This is a genomic window from Gordonia sp. NPDC003504 (assembly GCF_053587995.1).
On the sequence record NZ_JBSFPC010000003.1, the window covers coordinates 33,464 to 59,188 of the forward strand.

A 25,725-nucleotide genomic window follows, 5' to 3' on the forward strand; every position below is an offset into this window, starting at 1 on the left:
CCGGGACAACCGGCTACAGCCGCACGGGCACCGCATGCCGGCGTCGGAGCTCGGACTTGTTGATCTTGCCGGTCGGCGTCGTCGGTAGCCTGTCGAGGATGGTGATCTCCTCGGGCTGCTTATAGGGTGCGAGTTTTGTACGGCACAACTCGTACAGTTCCTCGACGTCGACGGGTTCGTCGACGGAGACGTATGCCAGTCCCGCCTCACCGAAGCTGTAATCGGGTATCCCGATGACTGCCGCCGCCGTGACATGCAGATGGGAGGTGAGGAGGTTCTCGATCTCGGCGGGGTACACGCTGTACCCGCCGCGGACGTACATCTCCTTGCGACGGCCACGCAACACGAGGTGGCCGTCGTCGCGCTGCGCGACGATGTCACCGGTACGTACCCACCCGTCGTCGCCGAAGGTTGCTGCGGTGGCATCGGGCCGCTGCCAGTATCCAGCGGCGGTGATGCTGCCGCTGATCAGGAGTTCGCCGTCGTCGCCGGGCGCAACGTCGTGGCCGTCGCCATCGATGACCCGCACCTCGGTGTCCCCGACGGGGACACCGAGCGTCGTGATCAGCGTGTCGAGGTCGTCGCCGGTCCCCGAGATCACGGCGCCGCCCGAGGTCTCCGACAGTCCGTACAGGTTGGCCAGCCGGGCGGTCGGGAAGGCCTCGGCCACCCGGGCACCCAGCGCCGGTTCGAGATTCGCGCCGCCGACCACACAGGTACGAACCGCCGACCGGTCGGAATCGGCGAACCTCGGATGGGACATCATCATCTGATACATGGTGGGGACGCCGAGGCAGACCGTGGCGCGATGGGTCAGCATCGCCTCCAGGGAATGCTGGGGATGGAACTCCGGCACCAGGATCAGCCGCGCGCCGATGGTCAGGGCGGCGACCACCGTGCAGGTCAGACCCCCGACATGGTTCATCGGCATGTGAGCGAGGAAGGCATCGTCGGCGGTGTGACCCAGGTGCTGCGCCTGCGCACGAGCTGAGGCGAGAATGCTTGCGTGCGTGAGCATGGCGCCCTTGGGGGCTCCGGTGGTACCGGAGGTGTAGAGCAGAAACGCGGGTGTCATCGGATGCACGGGGGCCCACTGCTGTTTGGTCTTCGGTGCGGCCGTGATCAGGTGATTCCAGGTGCGGCTGGTCGAGAATCCGCCGTCGCCGAGAAACACGAAATGCTTGACCCCGGGGAGTCGATTGCGGAAACGCTCGAGGAACCTCGCGAAGTCGAAGTCTCGGGTTCTGTCGGAGCAGATCAGCACCGATGCTCCGGACTCGTTGAGCATGAAGTCGAGCTCGCGTTCCCGGTACAGAACGTTGAGGGCCACCACCGTCGCACTGAGTCGGGTGGCGGCAATCAGGGTCAGGATCCATTCCGGACCGTTGGGCGCTGCGATCGCGATGCGATCACCACGGCTCACCCCGATGGTGTTGAGGCTTCGTGCGAGGCTGTCGGCGGCGTCGGCGACCTCGCGGTATGTCCAGGTGCGTTCGTTGGTCACCAGAAACGGCGCGTCTGGAGTGCGCTCGACGACGTCATCGAATACGGCAGGAATCGTCGGGGCCGTACTCATCGAACCGGTCATGCGCGAGCCTCTCCCAGCTGACGACGCCTGATACGTCCTATTTCCATACCTAATCAGGACCAGGGGCAACAGGCAATGGTGTGACGGCGTGCGCGGGGGTGCACCAGGCGGCACCCCCCACCCACTGACCGTCAGATCAGCGTCGCAGCAGCGTGAACACACCCCAGCCGAGGTGCTCCCGCATGCACCGCGAACAGCGTCCGGATTGCCGTCGAGGCAGCGGCGGATGGGCAGCCTTTGCGCTGCCGCGTGGCGATCCCAGCTGTTCCGGTCGGACGGGTTCATCTCGACAACGTCATATGCGAGGTCACCGAAGCGGCCCATCAGCTCGGGCAGCGGCAGAAGATCGACGACACTCGTTGCACCGCATCCCTGTGCGGTCTCGTCTCGCCTCGCGCGATTGCCCACCACGCCGACGGTGGTAGCCGGGCTATCATGATCAGGTGGCGACTGCCACAGAAGTGTTCCTCCAGCCTCGGGGAGCGCAACAGCTGAACCGACATCGGCGGTAGGTGACTTTCTTGAGGTCCACGAAACATCAACGGTCGGCACCCTCCGACGTCGAACCACGGTCCGATCGTCGATCCACGGTGCGGCATGACCGTCCAGCCTGAGCGTCTTGAGCCGGTGGTGCTTGCCGGTGATCCGCCGGACGGCGAGAGCCTCGACTGCCTCAGGGCGTTGGTCGACGACGTTCCGGTGCCCGTGAACACCATCCTCGAGCATCTGTGTGAGCTGGGCCGCGCAACCCGAGCACACGCGAATGAGGTCTCCCGCTGGTCGCTGCTCGCCACCGTGGCGGCAATCGATCTCACCGTCGCCCGAGTACTCGAACCACACCTTGACGCGCTCACGATCCTCGACGAGGCCCACTCCCCGGTGGCCCTCGATGCCGATGGCCTGCGCTGGGGTGTCTACGCTGCCGAAGGACCAGAACGCTTGTACGCGAATCATTCCGGCAATCGATGGGAGCTCTCCGGCATCAAGCCGTGGTGCTCTCTGGCGGACCGTCTCGACCGCGCGTTGGTCACGGCCTGGACCTCGCCCGACACGAGGCGGCTGTTTGCGATCGACCTGACCGATCCGCGAATCGCCGTCGGCACCGAAGCATGGGTGGCGCGAGGCCTCACCGCGGTGGCATCGCCGAGTATCCATTGTGAGTCAGCCGCGGCGATACCGGTGGGCGGGGATGGCTGGTACCTCACACGAGCCGGATTTGCGACCGGGGGGATTCGGGTCGCGGCGGTGTGGTTCGGCGGCGCGGTCGGCATCGGTAGAGTCCTCCGAAGACGCAGTGACCGTGACGATCTGGATCAGATAGGCAGGATGCATCTGGGCGCTGTCGACGAGGCACTGCATCGGGGCCGCTGCGTCTTGAACGACGCGGCGGCCCGTGTCGAAGCCGACGACACCGACGGTGCGGTACTGGCCTGGCATGTTCGCCGTGGGATGCGCGGTGTCGCCGAGGAGGTCATGACACGGGCCGCTCATGCGATGGGGCCCGGGCCTGCGGTACATGACGCCCGCTACGCGGCGCTGGTCGCAGATCTGAGCGTCTACCTGCAGCAGGAGCATGCCGACCGTGATGCCGCGGCGCTGGGGCAGGCGGTCGCCGACGGACGGGGCCTGGTGATATGACGACCGCCGAGGACTTTGATCCAGCGGACCCCGGGACGCTGGAAGTTCACTGGCGCAACCACTTTGCCTCGTCGTCGCAGCTGGTCCTCGATATCGAGAAATACCGGAATATGGTCGTGGTGGCCGCGCATCCCGACGACGAAGTCCTTGGTTGCGGTGGTCTCATCCACCGTGCCCTGAGCTCAGGAGCCACCGTCACCGTCATCCTGGCCACCTGGGGTGAGGCGTCGCATCCCAGTTCGAACACGATCAGTCCGGCGGCTCTGGGCCTGCGTCGACAGAACGAGATGCGCAGTGCTCTGGCAGCCCTTGAAAGTGACACGGGCGCAACGATCGATCTGACCGCACTCGGCTTTCCTGACGGACGCGTTGACGCGTATCGGGCAGACCTCACCGCGGCGATCGTCGACGCCGTCATGTGCATGGGCGGCAGCACCCTCATCGTGGCACCGTGGCGACACGACGGTCATCCCGATCACGTGGCGGCAGGCATGGCGGCCGCCGCCGCAGCGGCGCGTGCCGGGTGCGTGCTCGGCGAGTACCCGATCTGGTTCTGGCACTGGGGAACACCCGAACAACTGCCCCGTACCGGAGTGGCGATACATCGACTGTCGGCGGCAGAACACTCAGCAAAGCAATGGGGTATCTCCTGCCATGTCTCCCAAGTTCGGCGGCTCTCCGACGAGCCGGGCGATACTCCGATCCTTCCCGCTCACGTACTCGATCATTTCGACCGCGACTTCGAGGTCGTCATCCTCGATCCGACGCCCACCGATGTCTCGGCCTTCGACGAGTTGCATCGTCGGCACCGGGATCCATGGCGGGTGTCCTCCGGTTACGAAGTCGCCAAACGCCGTGCCACCCTGGCCTTGCTCGACGACCTGCCACGACCCCACCGCGTCCTCGAAATCGGCTGTTCGGTGGGAGCGTTGGCGGGAGACCTGGCCGACATGTGCGATTATGTCGATGCCATCGATCCTGCGCCGGCCGCCGTCGAGGCAGCCCGTCGACGTACTTCCGAGCACCGAAACGTCACCGTCTCGGAGGGATGGGCACCCGATCATCTCCCGACGGGCCCCTACGATCTCGTGGTCCTGTCCGAAGTGGGCTACTACCTGAGTGCGTCACAGCTCGCGCGGACGTTGTCTGTCATTCAGCAAATCCTCAGTCCTGGAGGATATCTCGTCGCCTGTCATTGGAGCCACCCGATCCGTGGGTGGCCCCTCGACGGTGCCGCCGTACACGCCGCCATCGACAGCACCTCCCATCTGGAGATCGTCGACGCAGCCCATGACCCCGACTATCTCCTCGGTCTCTGGCGGCACCGCTCCTCCCCGTCGTCGATGCCATGAACACCCAACTGACGCACATCCATGTTGTGGTGCCTGCCCGAAACGAGGAAGGTCTCATCGATCGCTGTCTGAGCATGATCGCGAGGTGTCGGGACGAACTCGTATCCAAGCGTGCTCCGATGGCCGTCAGTGTCACCGTGGTGCTCGATCGATGCGACGACGGGACTGCCGCGATCGCTCATCGACATGGTGCCCGGCTGGTGGAATGCGACGCCGGGACTGTCGGAGGGGCACGCCATCTCGGCGTCACCGCGGCGCTGGGCAGCGTCGGAGACAGCGAACTCGCCAATCACTGGATCGCGAATACCGACGCCGATTCTGCGGTCCCGCATGACTGGCTGATCGCGCATGCCGAACTCGCTTCGGCCGGTGCAGATCTTGTCGCGGGACTGGTCACGCCCGACGAAGCTCCCCTGACACCGCATCAGCGAACTCGCTGGCATCTCGCCCATCCGGTAGAGTCCGGGCACTCCCAGATCTACGGTGCCAACCTGGGCATTCGCGGCGACATCTACCGCGCGATCGGAGGTTTCGAACCACTGGCCACCGGCGAGGACCGGGCACTGGTTGCGGCGGCCGGCGTGCTCGGTGCGATCACGGTGGCCACCGCCCGCGGTATCGTCAGCACCTCCGCGCGTCGATATTCGCGCGCGCCCAACGGTTTTGCCGAATGGGTGCACAGCGATTCGCGGTGACGGGTCGGCTTATCGTCGACGCAGTCCTACCGTCGTCGCATGTCGATCGGCAGGCCGTCGGCAGGGGTTGGGCCCGTTCCGTATTCGAGACTGAGTCGGTAATCGGCGGGGACCGACCATTCGAAGTTGAGCAGCAACTGATGCATGATCGACTTCACTTCCATGCCGCCGAAGTAGAGGCCGATGCACTTGTGGGCGCCGCCGCCGAAGGGTGACCACGCGAAGCGGTGCACCTTGTCTTCCCGGCGTTCGGCGGCGAAGCGTTCCGGATCCCAGACGGTTGGATTGGGCCACCATTCCTCGCGAAGCATCGTCGCCCACGGGTGGATCGCGATGACGGTACCGGCGGGGACGAAGTGGCCGAGGATGTCGGTGTCGGTGATGGTCTTGCGGAAGAGCATGCCGACGGGCGCATTGATGCGCAGGGTCTCCTTGAACGCGAGGTCGAGGCTGGGCAGCTTGTCCTGGTCGTCGTAGTCGAGGGTTGCCTTGCCCAACGCCAGCGACTCATCCCGAAGTCGTTGCTGCCATTGAGGATTGCGCCCCAGATAGTGCGCCATCATCGACAGGGCGATGGTCGAGGTGTCGTGTGCGGCCATCATGACGAAGATCATGTGGTTGACGACGTCCTCATCGGTGAAGGTATTGCCCTCGTCGTCCTCGCTGTGGCACAGCACGCTGAACAGATCGTCGCCGGGATCGCTTCGGCGCGAGCCGATCTCGGACCGGAAGTACTCCTGCAGGGTCTCACGACCGCGGAGGCCGCGGGCCCAGGTGAAGTTGCCGACGTCTGCCCGGATGATCGCCTGCCCGCCGCGTACGGCGGCCTCGAAGGCGACTTCGAGGCGCCGGTTCTCGGCCCCCTCGAGGGTCGATCCGACGAACACCTCCGACGCCAGCGAGAGCAGCAGCTCCTTGGTTTGTGTGTACATCGGAAATCCTTGACCCACAGCCCAATTGGCGAGCGTCTTCTCGATGTGCGGGGTCATCAGATCGAGGTAGCCCAGCAATCGCGGCTTGGCGAAGGCTTGCTGGAGAATACGGCGATGATGCATGTGCTCGCCGAAATCCATGAGCATGATGCCGCGACGGAAGAACGGGCCGATCATCGGTTCCCAGCCCTGCTCACTGGAGAACGCCTTCTCCCGGTTCATCCATGCACATTCCACGGCCTCGGGTCCGACCAGGGTGACGATGTTGTCCTGCAGCGAGCCCGACCACGACACCGGGCCGTACTTCTCGAAGCGCTCCATCGCGCTGGCGAGCGGGTCGGCGAGCATGTCGACGGTGTGGCCGAGGAACGGGATGCCTGCGTCACCCATCACCGGCTTGAGGCCGGAGTCGGCCGGTGGCTCGGCGAGCGGCTTGGCCGGATCGGGGTAGTAGGAGGTGGCCTTGTTGAAGGCGTGCTGGAATCGTTTGGCCATCACCGTCGACATCGTCAAATCCTCCGGCTCCTCGGTTGGCTCGGTCGGCGGGAACTCCGCCGGAGCTTAGACACAAACTGCATTAAGTGTGTCAATGAGGCTGAGTGTACCGCGCGGTGTGGCCGACGTCACGCCCGTGTTTTCCGGGGTTCGGTGTCGACTAACGCCCGGCGATGCCACTGTCCACGACCCGGGGAACACGCCCGAAGACGAGGCCGTCGTTGACCTTGTCGAAACGGTGCTCGAGCAGGTCGCGGTAGTAGTTGTGCCGCACCTGCCACCGACCGCGGGTACCCGACTTCGGATGCGCCTCGGGGCTGCGCCGGACGTAGTTGGCCTCGAGGTCCCACACCGACTTGCTGGGCATCGACTGGCTGCCCAGATGCGGGTACGCGTGGGTGTAGCCGCGGTCTCGCATGTACTCCACCAACTGGGCGATCGACTGTGCCGTCAGGTCCGACCGCAACGTCCACGACGCATTGGTGTAGCCCAGTGACCAGGCGATGTTCGGGACATCCTCGAGTAGATGGCTCTTGAACAGGAACCGGTCATGAGGCTTGATCTCGTCACCGTCGACACGAATGACGACCCCGCCGAAGGCCTGCAACGTCAGGCCTGTCGCGGTGACGACGATGTCGGCGTCGAGATGGCGACCCGAGGTCAGAGCGATGCCGGTGCGCTCGAAGTGATCGATCGTGTCGGTGACCATGTCCACCGAACCGTCGGAGATGGCCGCGAACAGGTCACCGTCGGGCACCATGCACATCCGCTGATCCCACGGGTCGTAATCGGGGTTGAAATGCACGTCGACGGGATAGCCCTCGGGAAGTTCCTTGACGACCCCCGCGCGGATCATCTTCCGGCCGAAGTTCGGGAACCGGTGAGTGGCGTGCACCAGCGCGGCGGTCTGCAACGCGTAGCGCGACCGCACGACGCGGTGCGCGGCGTTCTCCGGCAGGAGTTTGCGGACCAACGGGGCAAAGTACTGCTTCTGCGGTGAGGAGTAGATGTAGGACGGCGATCGCTGCAACATCGTCACGTGTGACGCGGTTCGGGCCAGCGCGGGGATCAGGCTGACCGCAGTCGCGCCGCTGCCGATGACCACGATCGGTTTCCCGGAGTAGTCGAGATCCTCCGGCCAATGTTGCGGATGAACCACCCGGCCGGTGAAGTCGCCGATCCCGGCGAAGGTCGGAGTGTAGGGGTGGTCGTAGTCGTAGTAACCGGTCGCAAACGCGAGAAACCCGCATCGATGCTTCTCGTCGCCGGCATCGGAGGTGACCGTCAGCGTCCAGGTGTCGGTGGCCGAATCCCAGTCCGCGGAGGTGACGCGGCGACCGAACCGGATGTGGTCATCGATGCCATGAGTGTGCGCGGTGTGGGCGATGTAGCTGCGGATGTGCTCGCCGTCGGCGAGTGCCTCGGGACGCCGCCACGGTTCGAACGGGTAACTGAGAGAGAAGATGTCGCTGTCGGAACGCACCCCTGGATAGCGGAACAGGTCCCACGTACCGCCGATCCGCTCGCGGCGTTCGAGGATGGCGTAGGTGACCTCGGGGTTGCGCTCCCGTAGTCGGTAGGCGATATCGATCCCGGAAAGGCCCGCGCCGATGATGACGACGTCTGTGCGGATTTCGGTGGGGTTGTCCTCGGCAGCGTCGCTCATACTGATCCGTCTCCTTCGCGTGTGGCTCCCTCGTATGGTTGACACGCGGACACGGTGTACGCAGGCGTTCGCCGAAATCAGCTCATCCGCGGGCGAGATGGAACCTCAGCAACACTGCCCGACCGTTGATGGTGTCGCCCCAGTACCCGCCCCGCCCGTCGGGTGTCAGTTCATCCCGGACGAAGCCGATCGACGTCCCGCTGTAGTCCACGACGATCACCGGTGCATTGTTCAGTACCGAACGGCCGGGGTATGCGCGCCCGGGGAACGCCCACCCGATCGCGGTGTTGTTGATGACGGCACCACCGGTGAAGCGTTTGCCGTACCAGACCGTATTACCGGGCGGAAAGCTCGTGACGTTGCCGGCGTAGTACCCGCTCGGCATCGGCAATGCCGCTGCGGCAGGCGATGCGACCGACAGGCCGATGGCGACGGCGGCGGTGGAGATGATGATGGCGACGAACGCGCGAATACTGGTGCGGTACATGATGACTCCTCACCGGGGGTGGTGCCCGGAATCAGATGGTTGTCCGACCCTGCCTTCTACGATGGCACAGAATCGCTGACGCCGAGAGTCTTTCGGAGCGAACCCGGACCTGCGCCGACGCCGCCGGACCTACGCCGACGCCGAACCGGCGTCGGCGGTGAACAGATTGATGCGATATCCGGTGACCATCGGTGTCCACCCGATGGCCCGCATGCCGTAGCGGTAGATCGCCGGCCAGGTGCGGGCCACGGTCGGTTGTGGCTGGGCGAGCGTTCTCGATTCGACGAGCCGTAGACCGTAGGGCTCCAGGGTCCTGGGATCGTCGCAGATCCATTTCATCCGCGCCGGAACGGCTTTGAACACCGGATTGCGATCCTGGCTCTTCATCATCAGCGAGCCGCCGGTATCGAAAGCGATCGGCGAACCTGGGAAAGCTGTTGCCAGGGAGCGCAGTTCGTCGACGACTTCGGACTCGTCGAAGTACAGCAGTACCGCCTCCGTGACCAGCATGATCGGTCCGCCACGTTCGGTGACGATGGCGTGCCAGGCGTCGTCGAACAGCGATGCCGCGATCATCGTGTAGCGGTCGGAATCATCGAAGAACCGGCGGCGCAACGACATCGTGTCGTCGACGTCGAGATCGAACCAGCGCACCCGCCCGTTGTCGAGGCGGTCGAACCGGGTCGACAGTCCGCATCCGAGATCGACGACGGTGCCCTCGGGGTGTTCGGCGAGGAAATCGCGAATGTAGCCGTCGAAGATGTCGGCACGTAGGACCGCCCCGGCGAGCGACGGGCCGCGAAACTTGGCGAAGTCGTAGTCGATGGCGTCGACGAGTTCGATCGCTTTTCGGTCACCGAGGATGCCGCCACCGGATCGACGGGCGTCCTTGGCCCGCCCGTACAGCGGGATGAGAAGGGTTTCCTGGATGTCGCCGAGGTCGGGGGGTGCCACGCCGCCCAGCCTAACTTAGGGTTACCTAATTAGCCAGGGTATGGGGGCCTGATCTGATCGCTTCGTCCGCGGCCCGTGGTGGAATACGGCCGCCGAGGCGCAGGCCGTGGACCGTATGCACCGCATCGGGCAGCACAGGTGTCACCGTCTATCGCCTGGTGTCGGCGGGAACCATCGAGGAACGGGTTGTCGAACTGCAGACCAAGAAGCGTGCGCTGTTCTCCGCAGTGGTCGACGACGGCGACATGTTCGGCGCTGCCCTCACCGCGAGTGACATCCGCGAGATTCTGGGCGGGGATCGGTGATCCGCGGTGCGGGCGACCGGAGCAATGCCGCACCACTGGGTGATCCGCCCGGCCGTGCCCGATGACGCCGATGAGTTCATCGCGACCGTCGGCGGGCGCGTGGCCATCGCGTTGTACGAGAAGTTCGGCTGCGTAGCCGAAGGCCGCCTGTATCGGCACTACCGGCGACCAGCGGCGAACTGTGGGATGCCATCGTGATGGGCCTGATCCTCGACACCACCTCGCCCGGCTCGCCCTACACGTGAGGCGTCATCGTCGGCACCGACCCGCCGAGGCCGACGGTAAATGCGTGGACGGCACCCCGCAGCGGCGGTACCCTGGGCGCGTTTGGTGGGAACAATCTCACCAATGACTGAGCGCAGCACAATGCGAGCATCACTGGAAGGAGGTGGCACGAATGACCGCCAACGAATCACGGCGACGCGCTGATCGCGGATTCGGTTGTCGGCGTGAGCTATCGACGTATCGCACGTTCGATCAGCAGCACGACCCAGCACCCATTCACAGTCTGTTCATCCACTGTGCCACCGGAGTAGGCCTGCTCGAAGGCTGACCTCCCGACGGTGGTGCATGGCGGGTTCGTAGGACACGAATCCGCCCCACCGAAGAGGAGTGGCCATGACGACCATCTTCGTCACCAACGCGAGCCTGCAGATACTCGCCCGCGTCACCTGGCGTCGCGCGGCGGTGCTGCTCACCACCGGTGTCGCCCGCAACGTCGAGGGCACACCGCTGGTTCGGGTGGTGCATTCACCGAGCATCAGCCAGCCGATCCACAAGGTCGTTGCGATCAAACGTGACGCCTACCGTCCGTTTGCGGGCAAGTCGATGGATTCCTACGCATCCGGCGCCACCATCCTGCGTCGCGACCAGTGGATCTGCGCCTACTGCGAGGGGCCGGCCGACACCGTCGACCACATCGTTCCGCAATCACGGGGTGGCCGATCGACTTTCGGCAACCAGGTGGCGGCGTGCAAGTCCTGCAACGGATTCAAGGCCGACCGCACCCCGCGGGAAGCCGCGATGTCCTTGCGCCACGCACCCTTCGTCCACGACCCGTGGGCGCAGGACCAGAAGGAGGTCTGGGAGCTCTTCGCTCTCGGATACGCAATCGAGTAGCCGCGCAGCGCGGCTCACGGAAGGAGGCCGCCGATGACCACGATGGATCAGCGGCCTCCGACCGCGCTGCCCGGCGCCCGTAGCGCCGTCCCCGACTGGCGACATGCACGATGCGCGGCGGAGTGGGAGGACCCAGAAGACTGGTTTCCGTTCCCCACCGACGATTTTGCCCATGCCGCACTGGTGTGTGCCGGCTGCCCGCTCCGCCGCGACTGCGAGGCGTTCGGCCGTGTCCACCGCATGAGCGGTGTGTGGGGCGGGGTGAGGCTGGAGAACGGTCGAGGGCGGTGAGGGATGACGGGCGAGGCGGATCGGGACCGCCACGCCCGTCGTCTGTTCGGCGGGCGTTCCGGCACGGCAATTGATTCCTTTCCCGACAGCCACGATGCTGGGGAGTCGTAGCCGACCGAGGAGCGCGTGATGATCGATACGGGGGCACTGCTCGGCGAGGGCGACGTGATCGGTGGATACACGGTCATCCGGCCCCCGGGTTCTGGCGGGATGGGCACGGTCTCCTGGTCACACACCCGCGACTCCCGCGCAGGCAGGCGCTGAAGGTGCTCGCTGCCGGGTTGGGTGGCAATCCGGTATTCCGGCAACGGTTTCACCGTGAGGCCGACCTGGCCGCGCGGCTGGACCACCCGAACATCGTGGCGGTCCAGGATGCCGGAATCGACGGCGACGCGATGTGGATCGCCATGCAGTATGTCGACGGTGACGACGCCGCGAAGATCGTGCGCGAGAGTCCCGGACCGCTCCCGGCGGAGCCCATCGTCGACCTCATCGGCCAGGCCGCATCCGCACTGGACCATGCACACGCGCAGGGCACCCTGCATCGTGACGTGAAACCCGCAAATATCCTGGTCACACCGTCGTGGGCCCAGCGCGCACCGTCCCGTCGCGCCCTGCTCGCCGACTTCGGTGTCGCGCGGTTGTTGACCGAATCGACCGGACTCACCGGCACGGGCAACGTCGTCGGAACGATGGCCTACGCCGCACCCGAGATGTTCTCGACCGATCCCATGACACCGGCCGTCGACATCTACGCCCTGGGATGCACGCTGTTCGAATTGCTGGCCGGATCGACCGTGTTCCCGCCGTCCGACGTGGCCGCGATGATTCGTGCACACGCCTATGACCCGGTGCCCCGACTGAGTGCTCGCCGACCCGACCTCCCCGTGGCACTCGACGGTGTCATCGCTCGCGCGTTGGCGAAGAATCCGGAGGATCGGTACCCCACCGCCGGGGCGCTGGCCGCGGACGCGACGGCGGCGCTCGCCGGCCCGCCGACGATGATCCGACCGGATGCGGTCACGCGGCACGTCACCGACCGGCAGTCCGTCTCGGCACCGCAGTCCGTGCCGGTACCGGTACCTGCATCGCAGCCCGTACCACCGTCACCGTTAGTGCCTCGGTCGCTGCCACCAACCCTGCCGCCAACCCTGCCGCCGACTCTGCCACCGCCGGTCGGCCCAGGTCACCGGCGGAACGCGACTCCATGGCTGCTGGCCGGTGTGGCGATCGTTCTGCTCATCGCCATCGCGTCGGTGGTCGCGGTGATCGTGATGTCCGACGACGACAGTTCCGCCCCGACGCCGGCGGCCCCGACCACCCCCACCACCGCAGCGTCGCAGCCACTCACGACCAGCTCGGCCGCGACACCGGCGTCCCTCGCAGGGAACTGGCGGGGTGCGGTCGGCGGTGATCAGACCGGATTCGATGTCGTCGCGCAGATCAACCCCGGCTCGCCGGTCACCGCAACCGTTCGATATCCCCAACTGGGATGCTCGGGCACGTGGACCGAGACCGGTCGGCAGGGGAGCACCGTGGCCTTGACCGAGACGATCGATCAGGGCACATGTGTCACGTCGCAGATCACCCTCACACCCGCGGTCGACGGCACCCTGTCCTATCGGTCGAGTTATTTCGCCCAGTCACAGCAGCGCACATTCGTCATCACCTCGACCCTGACCCGCATCTGAGGATCATCACGTCAACGGCACGTCGATGATCGGGCGTTGCACTCCGGCGCCCGGACCGTCGAAATGCCACCACTCGCCGCTGTAGACCGACAACCCACCCGCCGCCATCGCGCTGCGCAACCGGACCCGTGACTGCTGCGCGGTCGCGGGCACCCCGTCGGTCGCGAAGGCTGTTGCCGCAGGCGTGAAGGAATCGAAATCGGTACCCATGTCGACGAGGCAGTAGCCGTCGATGCGTCGATGTGCCGGGCAGTCCGCGTGACGTGTCGCGAGAGTGACATCGACCGACCGGCCGGATTCGTGACTGCGCGAATACGGCCCGGGTGCGGCCACCCACGCCGGGTTGGGCACCTTCTCGTACATCGTCACCTGCACCGAGTGTGGGCGGTAGCAGTCCCAGAAGACGAGGGTGTCACCCACCGCACCCAGTTGCGCGGCCGCTGCGCGGAGTCCGTCGGCCAGGGATTGGTGAATCAGGCACCGGGCGGTGGATGGATAGAGTTGCACACCCACGAAATTGTCGGCGGTGGCATATCGGAGATCGATGATCGCGCCGGGAACCACCGATCGCACGTCGACGAAACCCACTGCACGGGCCGCATCGGAGATCGGTGGCAGCGGCGCGGGTGAGGCGGCCTGGGTCGGGGACATGCGGGTGGTCGAGGGGGCCGTCGAGGACTGGGAAGTGTCCGTCCGGGTGAGGTCTGGCCCGGTTGAGTCTGCGGCCGCCGGGCCGTTGCCGGCCTGCGCCGAGCAGGCGACGGTCAGCGCGACGACGACCGCACCGGTGACGGCGGGCAGTCCCCGGATGACCTCTCGGTAACGGTTCACCTCTGCGTTTGTAGCACGGACCGCCTGAGCCGACGCTCTCCTCGCGGCTTTCGCTGCCGTCGGCAGATCCATGGGTGATGATAACCGCATGCGCACAACTGGTCCGGCGGCGTTCCGCCGGTGTGTTCTCGTCGTCGTGATGGCGTGGGTGGTCGTGGCTGCGGTCCTCACCGCACCACCGGCGTCGGCGGCCCCACCGGAGCTGCCGACCTCGGACCCGTTCTATACCGCCGACGGCACGCTGCCGGGTGCCGCGCCCGGTGCGATCCTCGACTCGCGAGTGGTGCAACTCGGCCTCCGCGGGCAGGGACTTCCCGCGACGGCGACGCAGCTGCTTTACCGCACCACCGACCAGTTCGGTGCTCCGGCGTCCACGGTGACCACGGTGATCTCGCCGCCCGGCGTCGCCGCTGGGGCGCCGCGACGACTCATCTCCTATCACGCCTTCTACGATGCGCTCGGTGCGCAATGCGACCCGTCGTATTCGTTGCGGGGCGGTGAGACCGCCAACGCACCGGTGGACGCGGCCATGATCGCTGGGTTCCTCGCGGCCGGATACACCGTGGCGGTGCCCGACTACGAGGGTGAGAACCTGCGCTGGACGATGGGCCTGGAATCCGGTCGTGCCGCACTCGACGGTGTGCGCGCAGCACTGCGATACCTGAAGGCGCCCAACAGTACTCCGGTCGGACTCTACGGGTACTCCGGTGGTTCGGTACCCACCGGATTCGGTGCCGAGATCGCGCCACGGTATGCCCCAGAGCTCAACATCATCGGGGCAGCGGCGGGCGGCGTGCTGGTGAATCCCGAGAACAACCTTGCCTACGTCGACGGTAGCCAGAAATGGGCCGGGGTGATCCCCGCCCTGATGACCGTCTACGACGAGACCTTTGACCTCGGACTGTCGAATTACCTTTCCCCCAAGGGGGTTCAGGTTTTGGCCCAGGTGCGCGGCGAATGCATCATCGACTTCGCCTCGAAATACCCCGGACTCACCGACTATTCGCTACTGCGGCCCGGTGTCGGCGGCCTCATCAATGTGCCCGGGATGCGGGATGCGGTCCGGCAGAACGTGATGGGATCGGAGGGAACACCACGGGCGCCGATGTTCCTCGGAATCGGCAAGTCTGACAACACCGGTGACGGGATCATGATCACCGGTGACGTCGCGGCGCTGGCGTCTCAATATTGCCGACGTGGGGTTCCGACGACGTTTCGGGTGTACCCCGGGCGCAGTCACACCGAGGCGATTGCACCGTGGAGCGCCGATGCCGTGGCCTTTCTCGCCTCACGGTTCGCCGGACAGAGGGTGAATGGTTGTGGCTGAACAGGAGTGGGCAGGTAGAAGCTGTTTGTGACGGCTCCTCGGTGTCGATGACCGCGACATCGACGTGTGTCTCACCCGCGCCATCGCATGATCTCGAGCGCGGCGGCGATGTCGACAAGCGCATCGGTGAGTGGTCGGGGGAGGAGTTCGTCGGCGCGGGCCAACCGTCGGATGATGGTGTTGCGGTGGGTGTACATGGTCTCTGCTGTGCGGGAGGTGTTGCACTGCAGACCGATCCAGGTGCGAATGGTGTCGACGAGCTCATCGTCGGCATCGGCGAGTGCACCGAGGGTATCGGTGACGAACTCCTTTCCCGCGGCTTCATCGGCAGTCAACAGCGATGCCAGGCGGATGTCGTCGTAGTGCACGACCTGTCGGCTCGCGCCGAGGCGGGCGTGTCGACGCTGGGTGCTCAGCGCCTGAAAGTGACTCGACCGGAAGCCTTCCACATCGACGGCGGGGCGACCCACCGAGACCCGGATGTCGGCGAACGACGACAAGTCGGGATCGCCGATACCGTTGGCGGGCAGCCACATCCACCACGACGACGCGCCGGCGACGATGGGCAGCGTGCGGCGGGCGGAGGTCGCGCGGGAGAGTTCCTGTGCGGCGGACTCCAATTGTGTTGCAGCGCCAGGGGTGACGCTCCACAGGACAAGTGCGGTATGCGGGCCCGACAGCCGGTACCCGAGCTGTGACTCGGCGCGGGCGAGCGGAATGGGTGCTCCCTCGAGCACCAGAGATACTGCTTCCTGCCGCTGGGCGTGCGTGCCCCGCGAGAGTTCCTCGCGTTCGGCGCGCATCTGCTCACTCATCGCAGTGACGGTGTCGTCGATGAAGGTGGAGATCGACAACGAGGTCACGTCGAGGAGTTGCCGCAGCACCGTCGGGTCCTCGGTGAGTTCGAAACAGATGTCCATCCACAGTCGCCAGGCGGCGCTCTGTGCGGTGCGGAAGGCGTCGAGGGACGATTCGTCGAGGCCGCGACGCACGAGGTCGCGGGCGGCGGTCATGATCTCCGGGGTGAGTTGGGCGGGCACGCGCTCACCGGGGTGACTGACGTTGTGATGTGCCCAGCGCATCGTGTTGGCCAGGTTGGTGCGCCGGGTGCCCTCGGCAAGGACCGGGTCGTCGGCGATGGTCTTCATCCGGACCCCGGACAGGGAGGCGTCGTGCAGGACATCGACCCAGCCGGCGGGCGGGTCGGTGACCAGTATCGACGCCTGACGGATCAGGTCTCGCACCTCGGGGGAGACCTCCGGCCATTCTCCATCCATTGTGGCATTATGCACTGTCAGTGATGCCGAATATGTGCACAACGTCCCTGGTGTGACGTGCGGCGCACCCGCATGCTGGAATGTAACAACGCCGGGTGTCATATTCCTGGCCATGTACGAGGAGCAACAGATGCCCGAGACAGCCCCCAGCGTCGACGTCGTCGACGTACTCATCATCGGTGCCGGCATCTCCGGTATCGGTGCCGCGCACTACTTGACCAAGGAATTGCCGGCCAAGTCGTTTGCGATCATCGAGGGTCGCGACGTCCCGGGCGGGACCTGGGACCTGTTCAAGTACCCGGGCATTCGATCGGATTCGGATCTGCACACCTTCGGTTTTGCGTTCAAACCGTGGACCGACAAGCAGTCCATTGCCGACGCCAACCGCATCCTCGACTACCTGCACGAGGCCATCGACGAGGATGGCCTGGGCGACAAGATCCGCTACCGCCACAAGGTGATCTCGGCGGAATGGTCGTCGCAGGAGTGCCTGTGGACGGTGGACATCGACCGCACCGACACCGGCGAGCGAATCCAGATGAAGGCCAACTGGATGTTCTCCGGGGCCGGCTACTACAACTACGACGAAGGGTTCACCCCGCAGTTCGAGGGCGTGGAGCGGTTCACCGGCGCCGGCGGTCAGATCATCCACCCGCAGCACTGGCCGGAGGACCTCGACTATGCAGGCAAGAAGGTCGTGGTGATTGGTAGTGGTGCCACTGCGGTAACGTTGCTTCCGGCCATGGCCGAGAAGGCCGAGCACATCACGATGCTGCAGCGCACACCCACTTACATCGTTCCGCTGCCCAAACACGATCCGGTCGCCAACATCGGTCGCGCGGTACTCGGCGACGAGCGCGGGTATGCGCTGGCGCGTGCGAAGAACATTGCGCAGCAGCGGCTGCTGTACGAGGCCTGCCAGCGGTTCCCGAACGCGTCGCGAAAGGTCATCCGCGCCATCAACAAGAAGCTCCTGCCCGAGGGCTTCGACGTCGACAAGCACTTCAACCCGCCGTACAACCCGTGGGATCAGCGACTCTGCGCGGTACCCGACGGCGACCTGTTCCGTTCGATCCGCGAGGGCAAGGCGTCGGTGGTCACCGACCGCATCGCCACGTTCACCGAGACGGGCATCCTGCTCGAAAGTGGTGAGGAACTCGAGGCCGACATCATCGTCACGGCGACCGGACTCAACCTGCAACTGTTCGGTGGGGTGGCATTGAGCGTGGACGGTGAGCCCGTCGAGATGTCCACGTCCGTCTGTTACCGCGGTTTCATGCTCAGTGGAATCCCGAATTTCGCACTGGCCATTGGATATACCAACTCGTCGTGGACCCTCAAGGTGGGTCTGCTGTGCGAGCACTTCTGCCGCCTGCTCGCGTACATGGATGCGCGTGGCTACCCGGCCGTGCGGCCGATCGCAGACCCGGACATGGGGACGCGTCCGCTGCTGGACTTCGGCGCCGGATACGTCCAGCGGTCGCTGGCGAACCTGCCCAAGCAGGGCGTCGAGGAGCCGTGGTCGATGTCGATGAGCTACTACAAGGACCGTAAGTCGTTCGCGATGGATGTCGCCGATCCGCACCTGGAGTTCACCCGGACCAAGCCGGTCACCGACGCGGCAGCGTCCGACGAACTGGAGTCGGCCAGCGCCTGACCAGAAGGTAGAACCAGCGCCCTCCCCGGCCCGTGGCCGGGGAGGGCTTTCTGTTGGTCGAGCGTCGTCACCGGTTGTCGAGACGTGTGCTGGGGTGGTTCTTCGCGCGAGTGGGCCGGCCGGGTGCGGGTCAGCCCAGTGAGGTGGAGAGCGCTGTGAGTGGGGTGGAGCGGCTCAGAGCGTTCCGCGTGCGACGAATCTGACGCGGTCGCCGCGGTAGAACGATCGGGTCCACTCGACGATGCGGCCGTCGGCGTCGCGCGAGGTGCGTTCGATCAGCAGCAGTGGGGTTCCGGTTGCGACCTTGAGGTGCCGTCCCTGATCCGGCGTGGCCAGCGCGGTTTGCACGCTGTCCTCGACGTCGCAGATCTCGATGCCGAACCGGGCCAGGGTCGCATAGAGCGAGCCGCTGGTGGTGACGGCATCGACGAGTCCGTCCAAAGGTCTTGGTAGGTAGGCGGTTTCGAGGGCCAGTGGTTCGTCGCTGACGATACGCAGGCGGACCAGGCGGTCGACGGGGGCGCCTTTGTCGATGTCGAGGTGGGTGGCGAGATCGGCGTCGGTGGACGGCTGATCGGCATCGATGATCTCCGAGTGCACGGCCAGGCCGGCGGCGCCGAGGTCGTCGCTGAACGAGGTCAGTTGCCGCACATGCACCAGCTTCGGTGGGGCCACATAGTTTCCGCTGCCCTGGGTGCTGCTCAGGATGCCCTCGGCGGTGAGTTCGGCCAGCGCTCGGCGCAATGTCGTGCGCGAGGTTCCCAACTCCGTGGCGAGTTTGCGTTCGGGAGGTAGCGACATCCCCGGTTCCAACTCGGCGATGCGCTTCTCGAGCGCAAGCTTGACCTGGAAATAGCGTGGCTGCGGGGCACGGTCACCGGAAGCGGGTGCCGTCCGGACGGAGGACGTCGACATGAATCCGAGCGTACCCATTGACGGCCCATATTGGTATATGCCAATCTAACTGCACTCCCAATTGGTCTACACCAATAAATTCACGCTCGAGAGGCACTCGACATGGCAACACTCACACCCCCGGTACACGCGAGGTCGTCGGGCCTGCTCGTCGGGATCGCGGCCGCCAGCATCGGCGTCATCTACGGCTACGACAGCAGCAACATCGGCGCCGCACTCAAGTTCATCGCCGCCGACTTCGGACTCGGAGATACGGGTAAACAGGCACTGGCGACCGCCGTCGTCATCGGCGAGATCGTCGGAGCCATCTTCGCCGGCTGGCTCGCCAACCGCATCGGCCGTAAGCGGTCGATGGTCGCGGTCGGCGCCACCTACTGCCTGTTCGCCCTGTTCAGCGCCTTCGCGCCGACCAATGTGACCCTTCTCGGAGCGCGGTTGCTACTCGGGGTGACCGTCGGCGTGTCCATCGTGGTGGTACCGGTCTTCGTCGCCGAATCCGCACCCCCACGCACCCGCGGCGCGATGCTGGTCGCCTACCAGGTGGCGACCATCGTCGGCATCATCGCCGGCTACGTCATCGGCTACTTCCTGGCCGGTCACGGCGCGTGGCGCTGGATGCTCGGCCTCGCAGCCATCCCGGCCCTGCTGGTCACGCTGATCCTGATCACGATGCCCGACACCCCGCGCTGGTATGTCTCCAAGGGCCGGGTCGACGAGGCCCGGGCGACGCTGCGGGCCATCGACCCCGACGCCGACGTCGACACCGAGATCGGCGAGATGCAGCGCGCACTGACCGAGGAGTCCGCCGGCCGCATCACCGAGATGTTCCGTCGTCCGTGGCTGCGCGCCACCGTCTTCGTCGTCGGCCTCGGTTTCCTGATCCAGATCACCGGCATCAACGCGGTGGTCTAGTACAGCCCGAAGTTGTTCGAGGACATGGGTTTCACCGGCGACTTCGGCACCCTCATGCTGCCCGCGCTGGTGCAGGTGGCCGGCCTGGCCGCGGTGATCATCTCGCTGTTGTCCGTCGACCGCGCCGGACGACGCCCCATCTTGCTCGGCGGCATCGGCGCGATGGTGATCGCCACCGGCATGCTCATTGTCACCTACGGCCCGATGCACGGCGACGGTACCGCCGCGCACATCCTCGGATTCACCGGACTCGTCGTGTTCACCATGGGATTCTCCTTCGGCTTCGGCGCCCTGGTCTGGGTCTACGCCGGCGAGGCATTCCCGGCCCGCCTGCGCTCGCAGGGATCGTCGGCGATGCTCACCTCCGACCTGGTGGCCAACGCCATCGTCGCGGCGTTCACGCTTTCGCTCATCAACGCGATCGGCGGCGCCGGAACCTTCGCCGTCTTCGGTGGATTCGCGGTCATCGGCATGGTCTTCGTCTACTTCCTGGCCCCGGAGACCAAGGGCCGTAAACTCGAAGACATCCAACACTATTGGCAGAACGGCGGCCGCTGGCCGGCCACGACCGTCGTCGAGAACACCACACGGACACAGGTGTCACGATGAAGAACGCATCCACCGAAACCGCCACGGCCACCACCATCCCGGCGGCGGGCGGCACGGTCGTGACCCTCGCCTTCGACATCGGCGGCTCCAAGACCCAGGCGATACGCACCGAGAACGGTGAGGTGGTCGCCGAGACCATCGTCGGCAGCGCCAACGTCTCGTCGATGGGCGTGGCCGAGGCCGGACGGCAACTCGATGACGCCATCGAGGCGCTCGGCGGTGCCGCCGGCGTCCATGCGGTGATGGCCGGCTCCGCCGGCGCCGACACCCCGGCCAGCGTCGCACGACTGGAACAGCTTCTCGCCGAGCGTGTTCCCGGAGCGGCGATCGGTGTCGTGCATGACACCCACCTCATTCTGGCCGCGGCCGGCCTCGACGAGGGAATCGCCCTGATCTCCGGCACCGGATCGGTGGCCTGGGGCCGCACCGGTGAGACCGACGCCCGGGCCGGCGGATGGGGACACCTCCTCGGCGACGAGGGCAGCGGCTATTGGGTGGCCCGCGAAGTGGTGCGACGAGCCCTGCGCGACGACGACACCGGCCGCTCACCGGCCCCGCTGTCGACACGTCTGGCCGCCGAATGCGAGGTCGACGGCGTCGCCGGCCTGCACGACCTCTTCTACACCCGCGCCGACCGCCAGTTCTGGGCGCGCCGTGCCCACGTCGTCTTCGAGCTTGCCGCCCAGGGGGATTCGCGCAGCAACGACATCATCGACGCCGCGGCTGCGGCCCTGGCCGACCTGATCGGCCAGGTCGCCGACCGTCTCGGCTCCACCGGTCCGGTGGTCCTGGCCGGCGGACAGGTCGTCCACCAACCCGAACTACAGCGCCGCCTCCGCGACCTCGTCGCACCCCGCGACATCACCGACATCCGGGTGCTGCGCGTCGACCCGGTGCACGGCGCCGCACGGCTCGCCGCCGCACTTCTCGACACCCACTGACCGACCTGCCGCCCGGTCCGGCCACCTGCGTCTCGCATCGGACGTCGGCCTCACACCTCAAGGAGAACACTCATGAACACCCTCACCCGAACACCCGTCACCGACCAGCCCGGCCACCTGATGGCCGCCGAGATCGCCGAACAACCCGACGCCTGGCAACGACTGCTCCGCGAGGGAGCCGACGAAATACTCTCCGTCGCACGGTATATCGCCGAGAGGAAACCCCGCTTCGTCCAGTTCGTGGCCCGCGGCACCAGCGATCACGCCGCGCTGTACGCCAAGTACCTCATCGAGATCCGGCACGGACTGCCCGCCGGACTGGTCTCCCCGTCGACGATGACGGTCTACGGCGCCCGCCCCGATCTGCGTGACGTCCTCTACGTCGCCGTCAGCCAATCCGGCGGTTCCCCCGACCTCGTGCAGTCGGTGCAGGTGGCCCGTGAACAGGGAGCGATGACCCTCGCCATCACCAACGCCGACTCCTCACCGCTGGCCGACGCCGCCGAACTCGAGGTCCGGGTCCACGCCGGAGCCGAGAAGTCCGTTGCCGCAACGAAGTCCTACACTGCCGAACTCCTGGCGCTGTACCTGCTGTCGGAAGGGATGGCCGGCCGCGACGGGTCCGATGCGCACGCCCTGCCCGATCTGGCGGCCACGGTACTGGGCGGCGAGCTTCGTATTCGTGCTGTGGCGCAACGGTATCGGTTCGCCCAACGGCTGGTGACCACCGGCCGCGGCTACTCCTATCCGACGGCGCGGGAAGCCGCGCTGAAGCTGATGGAGACCTCGTACCTGTCGGCGCAGGCATTCTCCGGTGCCGATCTCCTGCACGGACCACTGGCGACCGTCGACCCGCAGGTCCCGGTGCTCGCCGTGGTGCCGCAGGGTGCCGGCGGTGCGGCGATGGTCCAGGTCCTGGAACGTCTCGCCGAACGTGACGCCGACGTCTTCGGCGTCGGCGCAACGGAATACGTGTCCGAGTTGACCGGCGGTGTCGAACTTCCCGTCGGCGCTCCCGAGGCACTCTCGCCGCTGCTGGAGATCATTCCGTTCCAGCAACTGGCCCTGCACCTGGCCATCGCGCGGGGCGGTGACCCCGACACCCCACGCGGGCTGCGCAAGGTGACGGAGACACTGTGACTTCCTGCGAGATGACTTCCCGCGAGATCGTCACGGCGGCAAGGATCATCAGTGGCGGGCGCGCCCTGGAGCCGGGGTGGCTGGCCGTCGAGGACGGACGCATCGCCGACGTCGGGGAGGGACTCCCGCCGAGCCCCGCCGATCGTGATCTTCCAGAGGCCACGCTCGTCCCCGGCTTCGTCGACATGCACGTCCACGGTGGCGGCGGTGGAAGCTACACCGACGGCGTGACCGCCGAGGTCCACACCGCCGTCGAATTCCACCGATCCCAGGGAACCACAACAACATTGGCGAGTGTGGTCAGTGCGTCGTCTGACGACCTCATCACGCACGTCCGGCGCCTGCGGCCACTGGTCGAGGCGGGTGTGGTGGCCGGCATCCACCTCGAAGGGCCCTGGTTGTCGCACGCGCGATGCGGCGCCCACGACCCGGCCACCCTGCGCGACCCGGATTCTGCCGAGATCGCGAACATCCTGCGCGTCGGTGGGGAGACCATCCGAATGGTCACGCTCGCACCGGAACTCGACGGCGGCATTGACGCCGTTCGGCAGTTCGCCGACGCCGGCGTGGTGGTGGCCCTCGGCCACACCGAGGCCACCTACGACCGCACCCGTGCGGCCATCGACGCCGGCGCGCGGGTCGGTACTCACCTGTACAATGCGATGCGGCCACTGCGCCACCGGGAACCCGGACCGGTGCTGGCCCTCCTATCCGACGAGCGGGTGACCGTCGAACTCGTCGGTGACGGCGTCCACATCCACCGTGACCTCGCCACCTACGTCGAGCGGGTCGCCGGCGTGGGCCGGGTCGCGCTGGTGACCGATGCGATGGCCGCGGCAGGCATGTCCGACGGGTCCTACCGGCTCGGGGTCCTCGACGTCGACGTGATCGACGGGGTCGCGCGGGTCCGCGACACCGGGGCGATCGCGGGCAGCACCGCGACCATGGCCCTGCTGTTCCGGCGCGCCGCCCGCGGACTGTCCGGCGGTGACATCGTGACCGCCGAGGCGCTCATCGCCGCAGTCGAAATGTGTTCGCGCACACCGGCACGCACCCTCGGGTTCGACGGTGTCGGCGATCTGCGGCCGGGACTGGCGGCCGACGTCCTCGTCGTCGACGACCATGCCCGGCTGGTACAGGTAGGGATCGTCGCCGCGACGTCCGCTGCGCGTTGAACAGATGGTGACCGGCACACCTCGCCGATCACAGCAGAACGTCCCCGTGAGCCGCGCTCACGGGGACGTTCTCGCGTTGGGCCGAGCCCGGCGTCAGCCGGCCGGTGTGGTCTCCGGCAACTCCTCGGTGGTCGTCTCCTCCGTGGTGGTTTCCTCGGTGGTCGTCTCCGTGGTGGTCTCCGGCGTCTCGTACGTCGTCGTCTCCTCGGTGGTCTCGGTCGTGGTGGTCAGCGCGGTGAGCGTCTGCCACGAGGCCGAGATGACCGCCGCCGAGGACGTCGAACCGCCCGACAGGGACACATGCCACACGCCGGTCGAATCGGTGGCCGAGGTGACCGACGACTGCGACAGCGAACTCTGGTAGACGGTCCGGGACACTCCGTCGTTGCAGCTGAGGCTGACCGATCCGGTCGTCTCCTCCGACGGTGCCGAGCAACTGACCGTCGAACCGTCCTCCTCGAAGGTGAAGGAGCCGATCGAGTCGCCACTGCCGCTGAAGCTGGTCGGCGACGGCGCCTCCGACGAGGACGAACTGCTACTCGAACTCGATGAACTCGACTCCGTCGACGACTCCGAGGACTCACCGGGAGCGGTGGTCTCGCCTGCGGCGTTGGTCGAACCGTTCTCGTCGGTCGTCTCACTCTCGACCGACGGGACGTTGCCATTGCTCTCGGCCATCGACATGACCTCGGGTGCCGCGCCGGTCTCACCGGCCCCGGCCAGACCCTGAGCGCGGGCGCCCTCGTCGTTGTTCACCTGCAACGGCACGTTGAGCGCGGCCGGGGTGGGCAGCGGCTCGGCCAGCGGCGGCTGACCCGACAGATCCAGCAGTCCGCCGACGGTCCGCTCGACGAGCTGGCGAGTGTCCGGGTTGAGCAGGGTCAGCAACGGCGACGTTCCGGCGGGAGCCGATGCCTGCGTCGGGGCCTGGGTCACGATGGTCGTCGTGTTGTTGATGACCGTGACGTTCTGCGTGTTGTAGGCGACGCGGGTGATGTAGTTGACCTGGTAGCCGGGCCACGCGGTGTCACGCACGCGGTACCCACCGATCGGCACCGACGCCGGCGGTGCGAGCGGGTTACCGCACTGGCAGCGCACCCGCGGCACACCGGAACTGTCGACCAGCACCGAGGTGCCCGCCTGCAGCACATCCTGGAACGGCACCGCCGAACCACCGGCGTAGCTGTAGTTGGTCACCCAGGTGTCCGCGGTCAGCACGACCGGGGTCAACGAGTCGAGGTAGTAGGGGATCGCCGACGGGCTGATGCCGTAGACGCTCGCCCACGCCGACGCCTGGCTCGGGTTCTGCGCGAGATAGTTGCCCAGCGCCGCCGGATCACAGGTGGTGGAGCCGCCCATGTACAGACCCGGCGTGGTGCCGCTGACCGTCCGGGTGCCCTGATCCTGCGCGCCGGTGTTCGCCGAGAGCCGTAGGCCGTTGTCGATCGGCCGGTTGGTCAGGTTCGGCTGCGCCATGAACGGCTGGTCGCCCGGTGCGTCCGCCGACGTCAAGGACAGGAAAGGAAGCTCGAAGCCGTCCTTGTTGTGCTTGTAGACGTAGAAGACGACGCCGGAGAACACCAAGGCGAGCACCGCCACGATGGCCGCCAGGATGATCGTGAGGTTGCGGCGATTGCGAGGTTGCGGTTCCGGCGGCACGGCCCCGAACGGCACTGACGGCGGGTATGTGGGTGGCCCGGGCGGGTAATACGACATCTGGTCTCCTGC

Annotated in this window: 21 protein-coding genes and 2 pseudogenes; 14 read left to right on the top strand and 9 right to left on the bottom strand. The window is 66.4% G+C overall.

What is annotated here, in order from left to right:
* Positions 1–13: 13 nt before the first annotated feature.
* On the bottom strand, positions 14–1,576 hold the full coding sequence (locus tag ACWDPV_RS07790) for a class I adenylate-forming enzyme family protein (RefSeq protein WP_449742475.1): 1,563 nt from the start codon (positions 1,574–1,576) through the stop codon (positions 14–16).
* A gap of 609 nt (positions 1,577–2,185) precedes the next feature.
* On the opposite strand from ACWDPV_RS07790, the gene ACWDPV_RS07795 reads away from it, so the two are divergent.
* The 3 genes from ACWDPV_RS07795 to ACWDPV_RS07805 are packed head-to-tail and all read left to right on the top strand — an operon-like array spanning position 2,186 to position 5,273.
* On the top strand, positions 2,186–3,226 hold the full coding sequence (locus ACWDPV_RS07795; protein ID WP_348805728.1) for an acyl-CoA dehydrogenase: 1,041 nt from the start codon (positions 2,186–2,188) through the stop codon (positions 3,224–3,226).
* Positions 3,223–4,578, top strand: a complete 1,356-nt coding sequence (locus tag ACWDPV_RS07800) for a PIG-L family deacetylase (protein ID WP_449742476.1) — start codon at positions 3,223–3,225, stop codon at positions 4,576–4,578. The genes ACWDPV_RS07795 and ACWDPV_RS07800 overlap by 4 nt, the downstream gene beginning before the upstream one ends.
* Positions 4,575–5,273, top strand: a complete 699-nt coding sequence (locus ACWDPV_RS07805) for a glycosyltransferase (RefSeq protein ID WP_449742477.1) — start codon at positions 4,575–4,577, stop codon at positions 5,271–5,273. Before ACWDPV_RS07800 ends, ACWDPV_RS07805 begins: the two co-directional genes overlap by 4 nt.
* Positions 5,274–5,299: 26 nt before the next feature.
* Here ACWDPV_RS07805 and ACWDPV_RS07810 read toward each other — a convergent pair whose 3' ends face one another.
* The 4 genes from ACWDPV_RS07810 to ACWDPV_RS07825 form a co-directional block, all read right to left on the bottom strand.
* Complete coding sequence (locus ACWDPV_RS07810; protein WP_449742725.1) at positions 5,300–6,700, bottom strand: cytochrome P450; 1,401 nt, start codon at positions 6,698–6,700, stop codon at positions 5,300–5,302.
* A gap of 160 nt (positions 6,701–6,860) precedes the next feature.
* Positions 6,861–8,366, bottom strand: coding sequence for a flavin-containing monooxygenase (locus tag ACWDPV_RS07815; protein ID WP_348805724.1), 1,506 nt, complete (start codon positions 8,364–8,366; stop codon positions 6,861–6,863).
* 82 nt (positions 8,367–8,448) lie between these two features.
* Positions 8,449–8,853: a hypothetical protein gene (locus tag ACWDPV_RS07820; protein WP_348805723.1), complete on the bottom strand. Its 405-nt coding sequence runs from the start codon at positions 8,851–8,853 to the stop codon at positions 8,449–8,451.
* Positions 8,854–8,982: 129 nt separating this feature from the next.
* Positions 8,983–9,807 carry a class I SAM-dependent methyltransferase gene (locus ACWDPV_RS07825; RefSeq protein ID WP_449742478.1) on the bottom strand — a complete coding sequence of 275 codons (825 nt, stop codon included), beginning with the start codon at positions 9,805–9,807 and terminating at the stop codon, positions 8,983–8,985.
* Positions 9,808–9,868: 61 nt separating this feature from the next.
* Here ACWDPV_RS07825 and ACWDPV_RS07830 point away from each other — a divergent pair.
* The 5 genes and pseudogenes from ACWDPV_RS07830 to ACWDPV_RS07850 form a co-directional block, all read left to right on the top strand.
* Positions 9,869–10,112 (top strand): annotated as a pseudogene (locus tag ACWDPV_RS07830) (hypothetical protein); the annotation flags it as partial.
* Positions 10,113–10,730: 618 nt separating this feature from the next.
* A complete protein-coding gene (locus tag ACWDPV_RS07835) occupies positions 10,731–11,231 on the top strand; it encodes an HNH endonuclease (protein WP_348805719.1) in 501 nt (166 codons plus the stop codon).
* A 42-nt stretch (positions 11,232–11,273) separates the two neighbouring features.
* Positions 11,274–11,522, top strand: coding sequence for a WhiB family transcriptional regulator (locus tag ACWDPV_RS07840; protein ID WP_449742726.1), 249 nt, complete (start codon positions 11,274–11,276; stop codon positions 11,520–11,522).
* A gap of 129 nt (positions 11,523–11,651) precedes the next feature.
* Positions 11,652–11,786: a hypothetical protein gene (locus tag ACWDPV_RS07845; RefSeq protein WP_449742479.1), complete on the top strand. Its 135-nt coding sequence runs from the start codon at positions 11,652–11,654 to the stop codon at positions 11,784–11,786.
* Positions 11,787–11,788: 2 nt separating this feature from the next.
* Positions 11,789–13,213 carry a serine/threonine-protein kinase gene (locus tag ACWDPV_RS07850; protein WP_449742480.1) on the top strand — a complete coding sequence of 475 codons (1,425 nt, stop codon included), beginning with the start codon at positions 11,789–11,791 and terminating at the stop codon, positions 13,211–13,213.
* A 6-nt stretch (positions 13,214–13,219) separates the two neighbouring features.
* Here the strand turns inward: ACWDPV_RS07850 and ACWDPV_RS07855 are convergent, their stop codons facing one another.
* Positions 13,220–13,864, bottom strand: a complete 645-nt coding sequence (locus ACWDPV_RS07855) for a M15 family metallopeptidase (RefSeq protein WP_449742727.1) — start codon at positions 13,862–13,864, stop codon at positions 13,220–13,222.
* Between the two features lie 268 nt (positions 13,865–14,132).
* On the opposite strand from ACWDPV_RS07855, the gene ACWDPV_RS07860 reads away from it, so the two are divergent.
* Positions 14,133–15,371, top strand: coding sequence for a lipase family protein (locus tag ACWDPV_RS07860; protein WP_449742481.1), 1,239 nt, complete (start codon positions 14,133–14,135; stop codon positions 15,369–15,371).
* A 71-nt stretch (positions 15,372–15,442) separates the two neighbouring features.
* Here ACWDPV_RS07860 and ACWDPV_RS07865 read toward each other — a convergent pair whose 3' ends face one another.
* The gene (locus tag ACWDPV_RS07865; RefSeq protein ID WP_449742482.1) at positions 15,443–16,648 is read right to left on the bottom strand and encodes a PucR family transcriptional regulator; all 1,206 of its coding nucleotides are present in this window, start codon (positions 16,646–16,648) and stop codon (positions 15,443–15,445) included.
* A 130-nt stretch (positions 16,649–16,778) separates the two neighbouring features.
* Between ACWDPV_RS07865 and ACWDPV_RS07870 the strand changes: the two genes are divergently transcribed.
* The gene (locus ACWDPV_RS07870) at positions 16,779–18,305 is read left to right on the top strand and encodes a flavin-containing monooxygenase (RefSeq protein ID WP_449742483.1); all 1,527 of its coding nucleotides are present in this window, start codon (positions 16,779–16,781) and stop codon (positions 18,303–18,305) included.
* Positions 18,306–18,479: 174 nt separating this feature from the next.
* Here ACWDPV_RS07870 and ACWDPV_RS07875 read toward each other — a convergent pair whose 3' ends face one another.
* Positions 18,480–19,220, bottom strand: coding sequence for a GntR family transcriptional regulator (locus ACWDPV_RS07875; RefSeq protein WP_449742484.1), 741 nt, complete (start codon positions 19,218–19,220; stop codon positions 18,480–18,482).
* A 102-nt stretch (positions 19,221–19,322) separates the two neighbouring features.
* Here ACWDPV_RS07875 and ACWDPV_RS07880 point away from each other — a divergent pair.
* From ACWDPV_RS07880 to nagA, 4 genes and pseudogenes are all read left to right on the top strand, one after another.
* A pseudogene (locus ACWDPV_RS07880) lies at positions 19,323–20,741 on the top strand (sugar porter family MFS transporter).
* Entirely contained in the window at positions 20,738–21,682 is a 945-nt protein-coding gene (locus ACWDPV_RS07885; protein WP_449742485.1) for an N-acetylglucosamine kinase, read from the top strand. The pseudogene ACWDPV_RS07880 and the gene ACWDPV_RS07885 overlap by 4 nt, the downstream one beginning before the upstream one ends.
* A gap of 120 nt (positions 21,683–21,802) precedes the next feature.
* On the top strand, positions 21,803–22,822 hold the full coding sequence (locus tag ACWDPV_RS07890; protein ID WP_449742728.1) for an SIS domain-containing protein: 1,020 nt from the start codon (positions 21,803–21,805) through the stop codon (positions 22,820–22,822).
* Between the two features lie 11 nt (positions 22,823–22,833).
* Positions 22,834–23,997, top strand: a complete 1,164-nt coding sequence (gene nagA / locus ACWDPV_RS07895) for an N-acetylglucosamine-6-phosphate deacetylase (protein ID WP_449742729.1) — start codon at positions 22,834–22,836, stop codon at positions 23,995–23,997.
* A 93-nt stretch (positions 23,998–24,090) separates the two neighbouring features.
* On the opposite strand, the gene ACWDPV_RS07900 is transcribed toward nagA, so the two are convergent.
* Positions 24,091–25,713, bottom strand: coding sequence for a DUF6777 domain-containing protein (locus tag ACWDPV_RS07900; protein ID WP_449742486.1), 1,623 nt, complete (start codon positions 25,711–25,713; stop codon positions 24,091–24,093).
* Positions 25,714–25,725 lie beyond the last annotated feature (12 nt).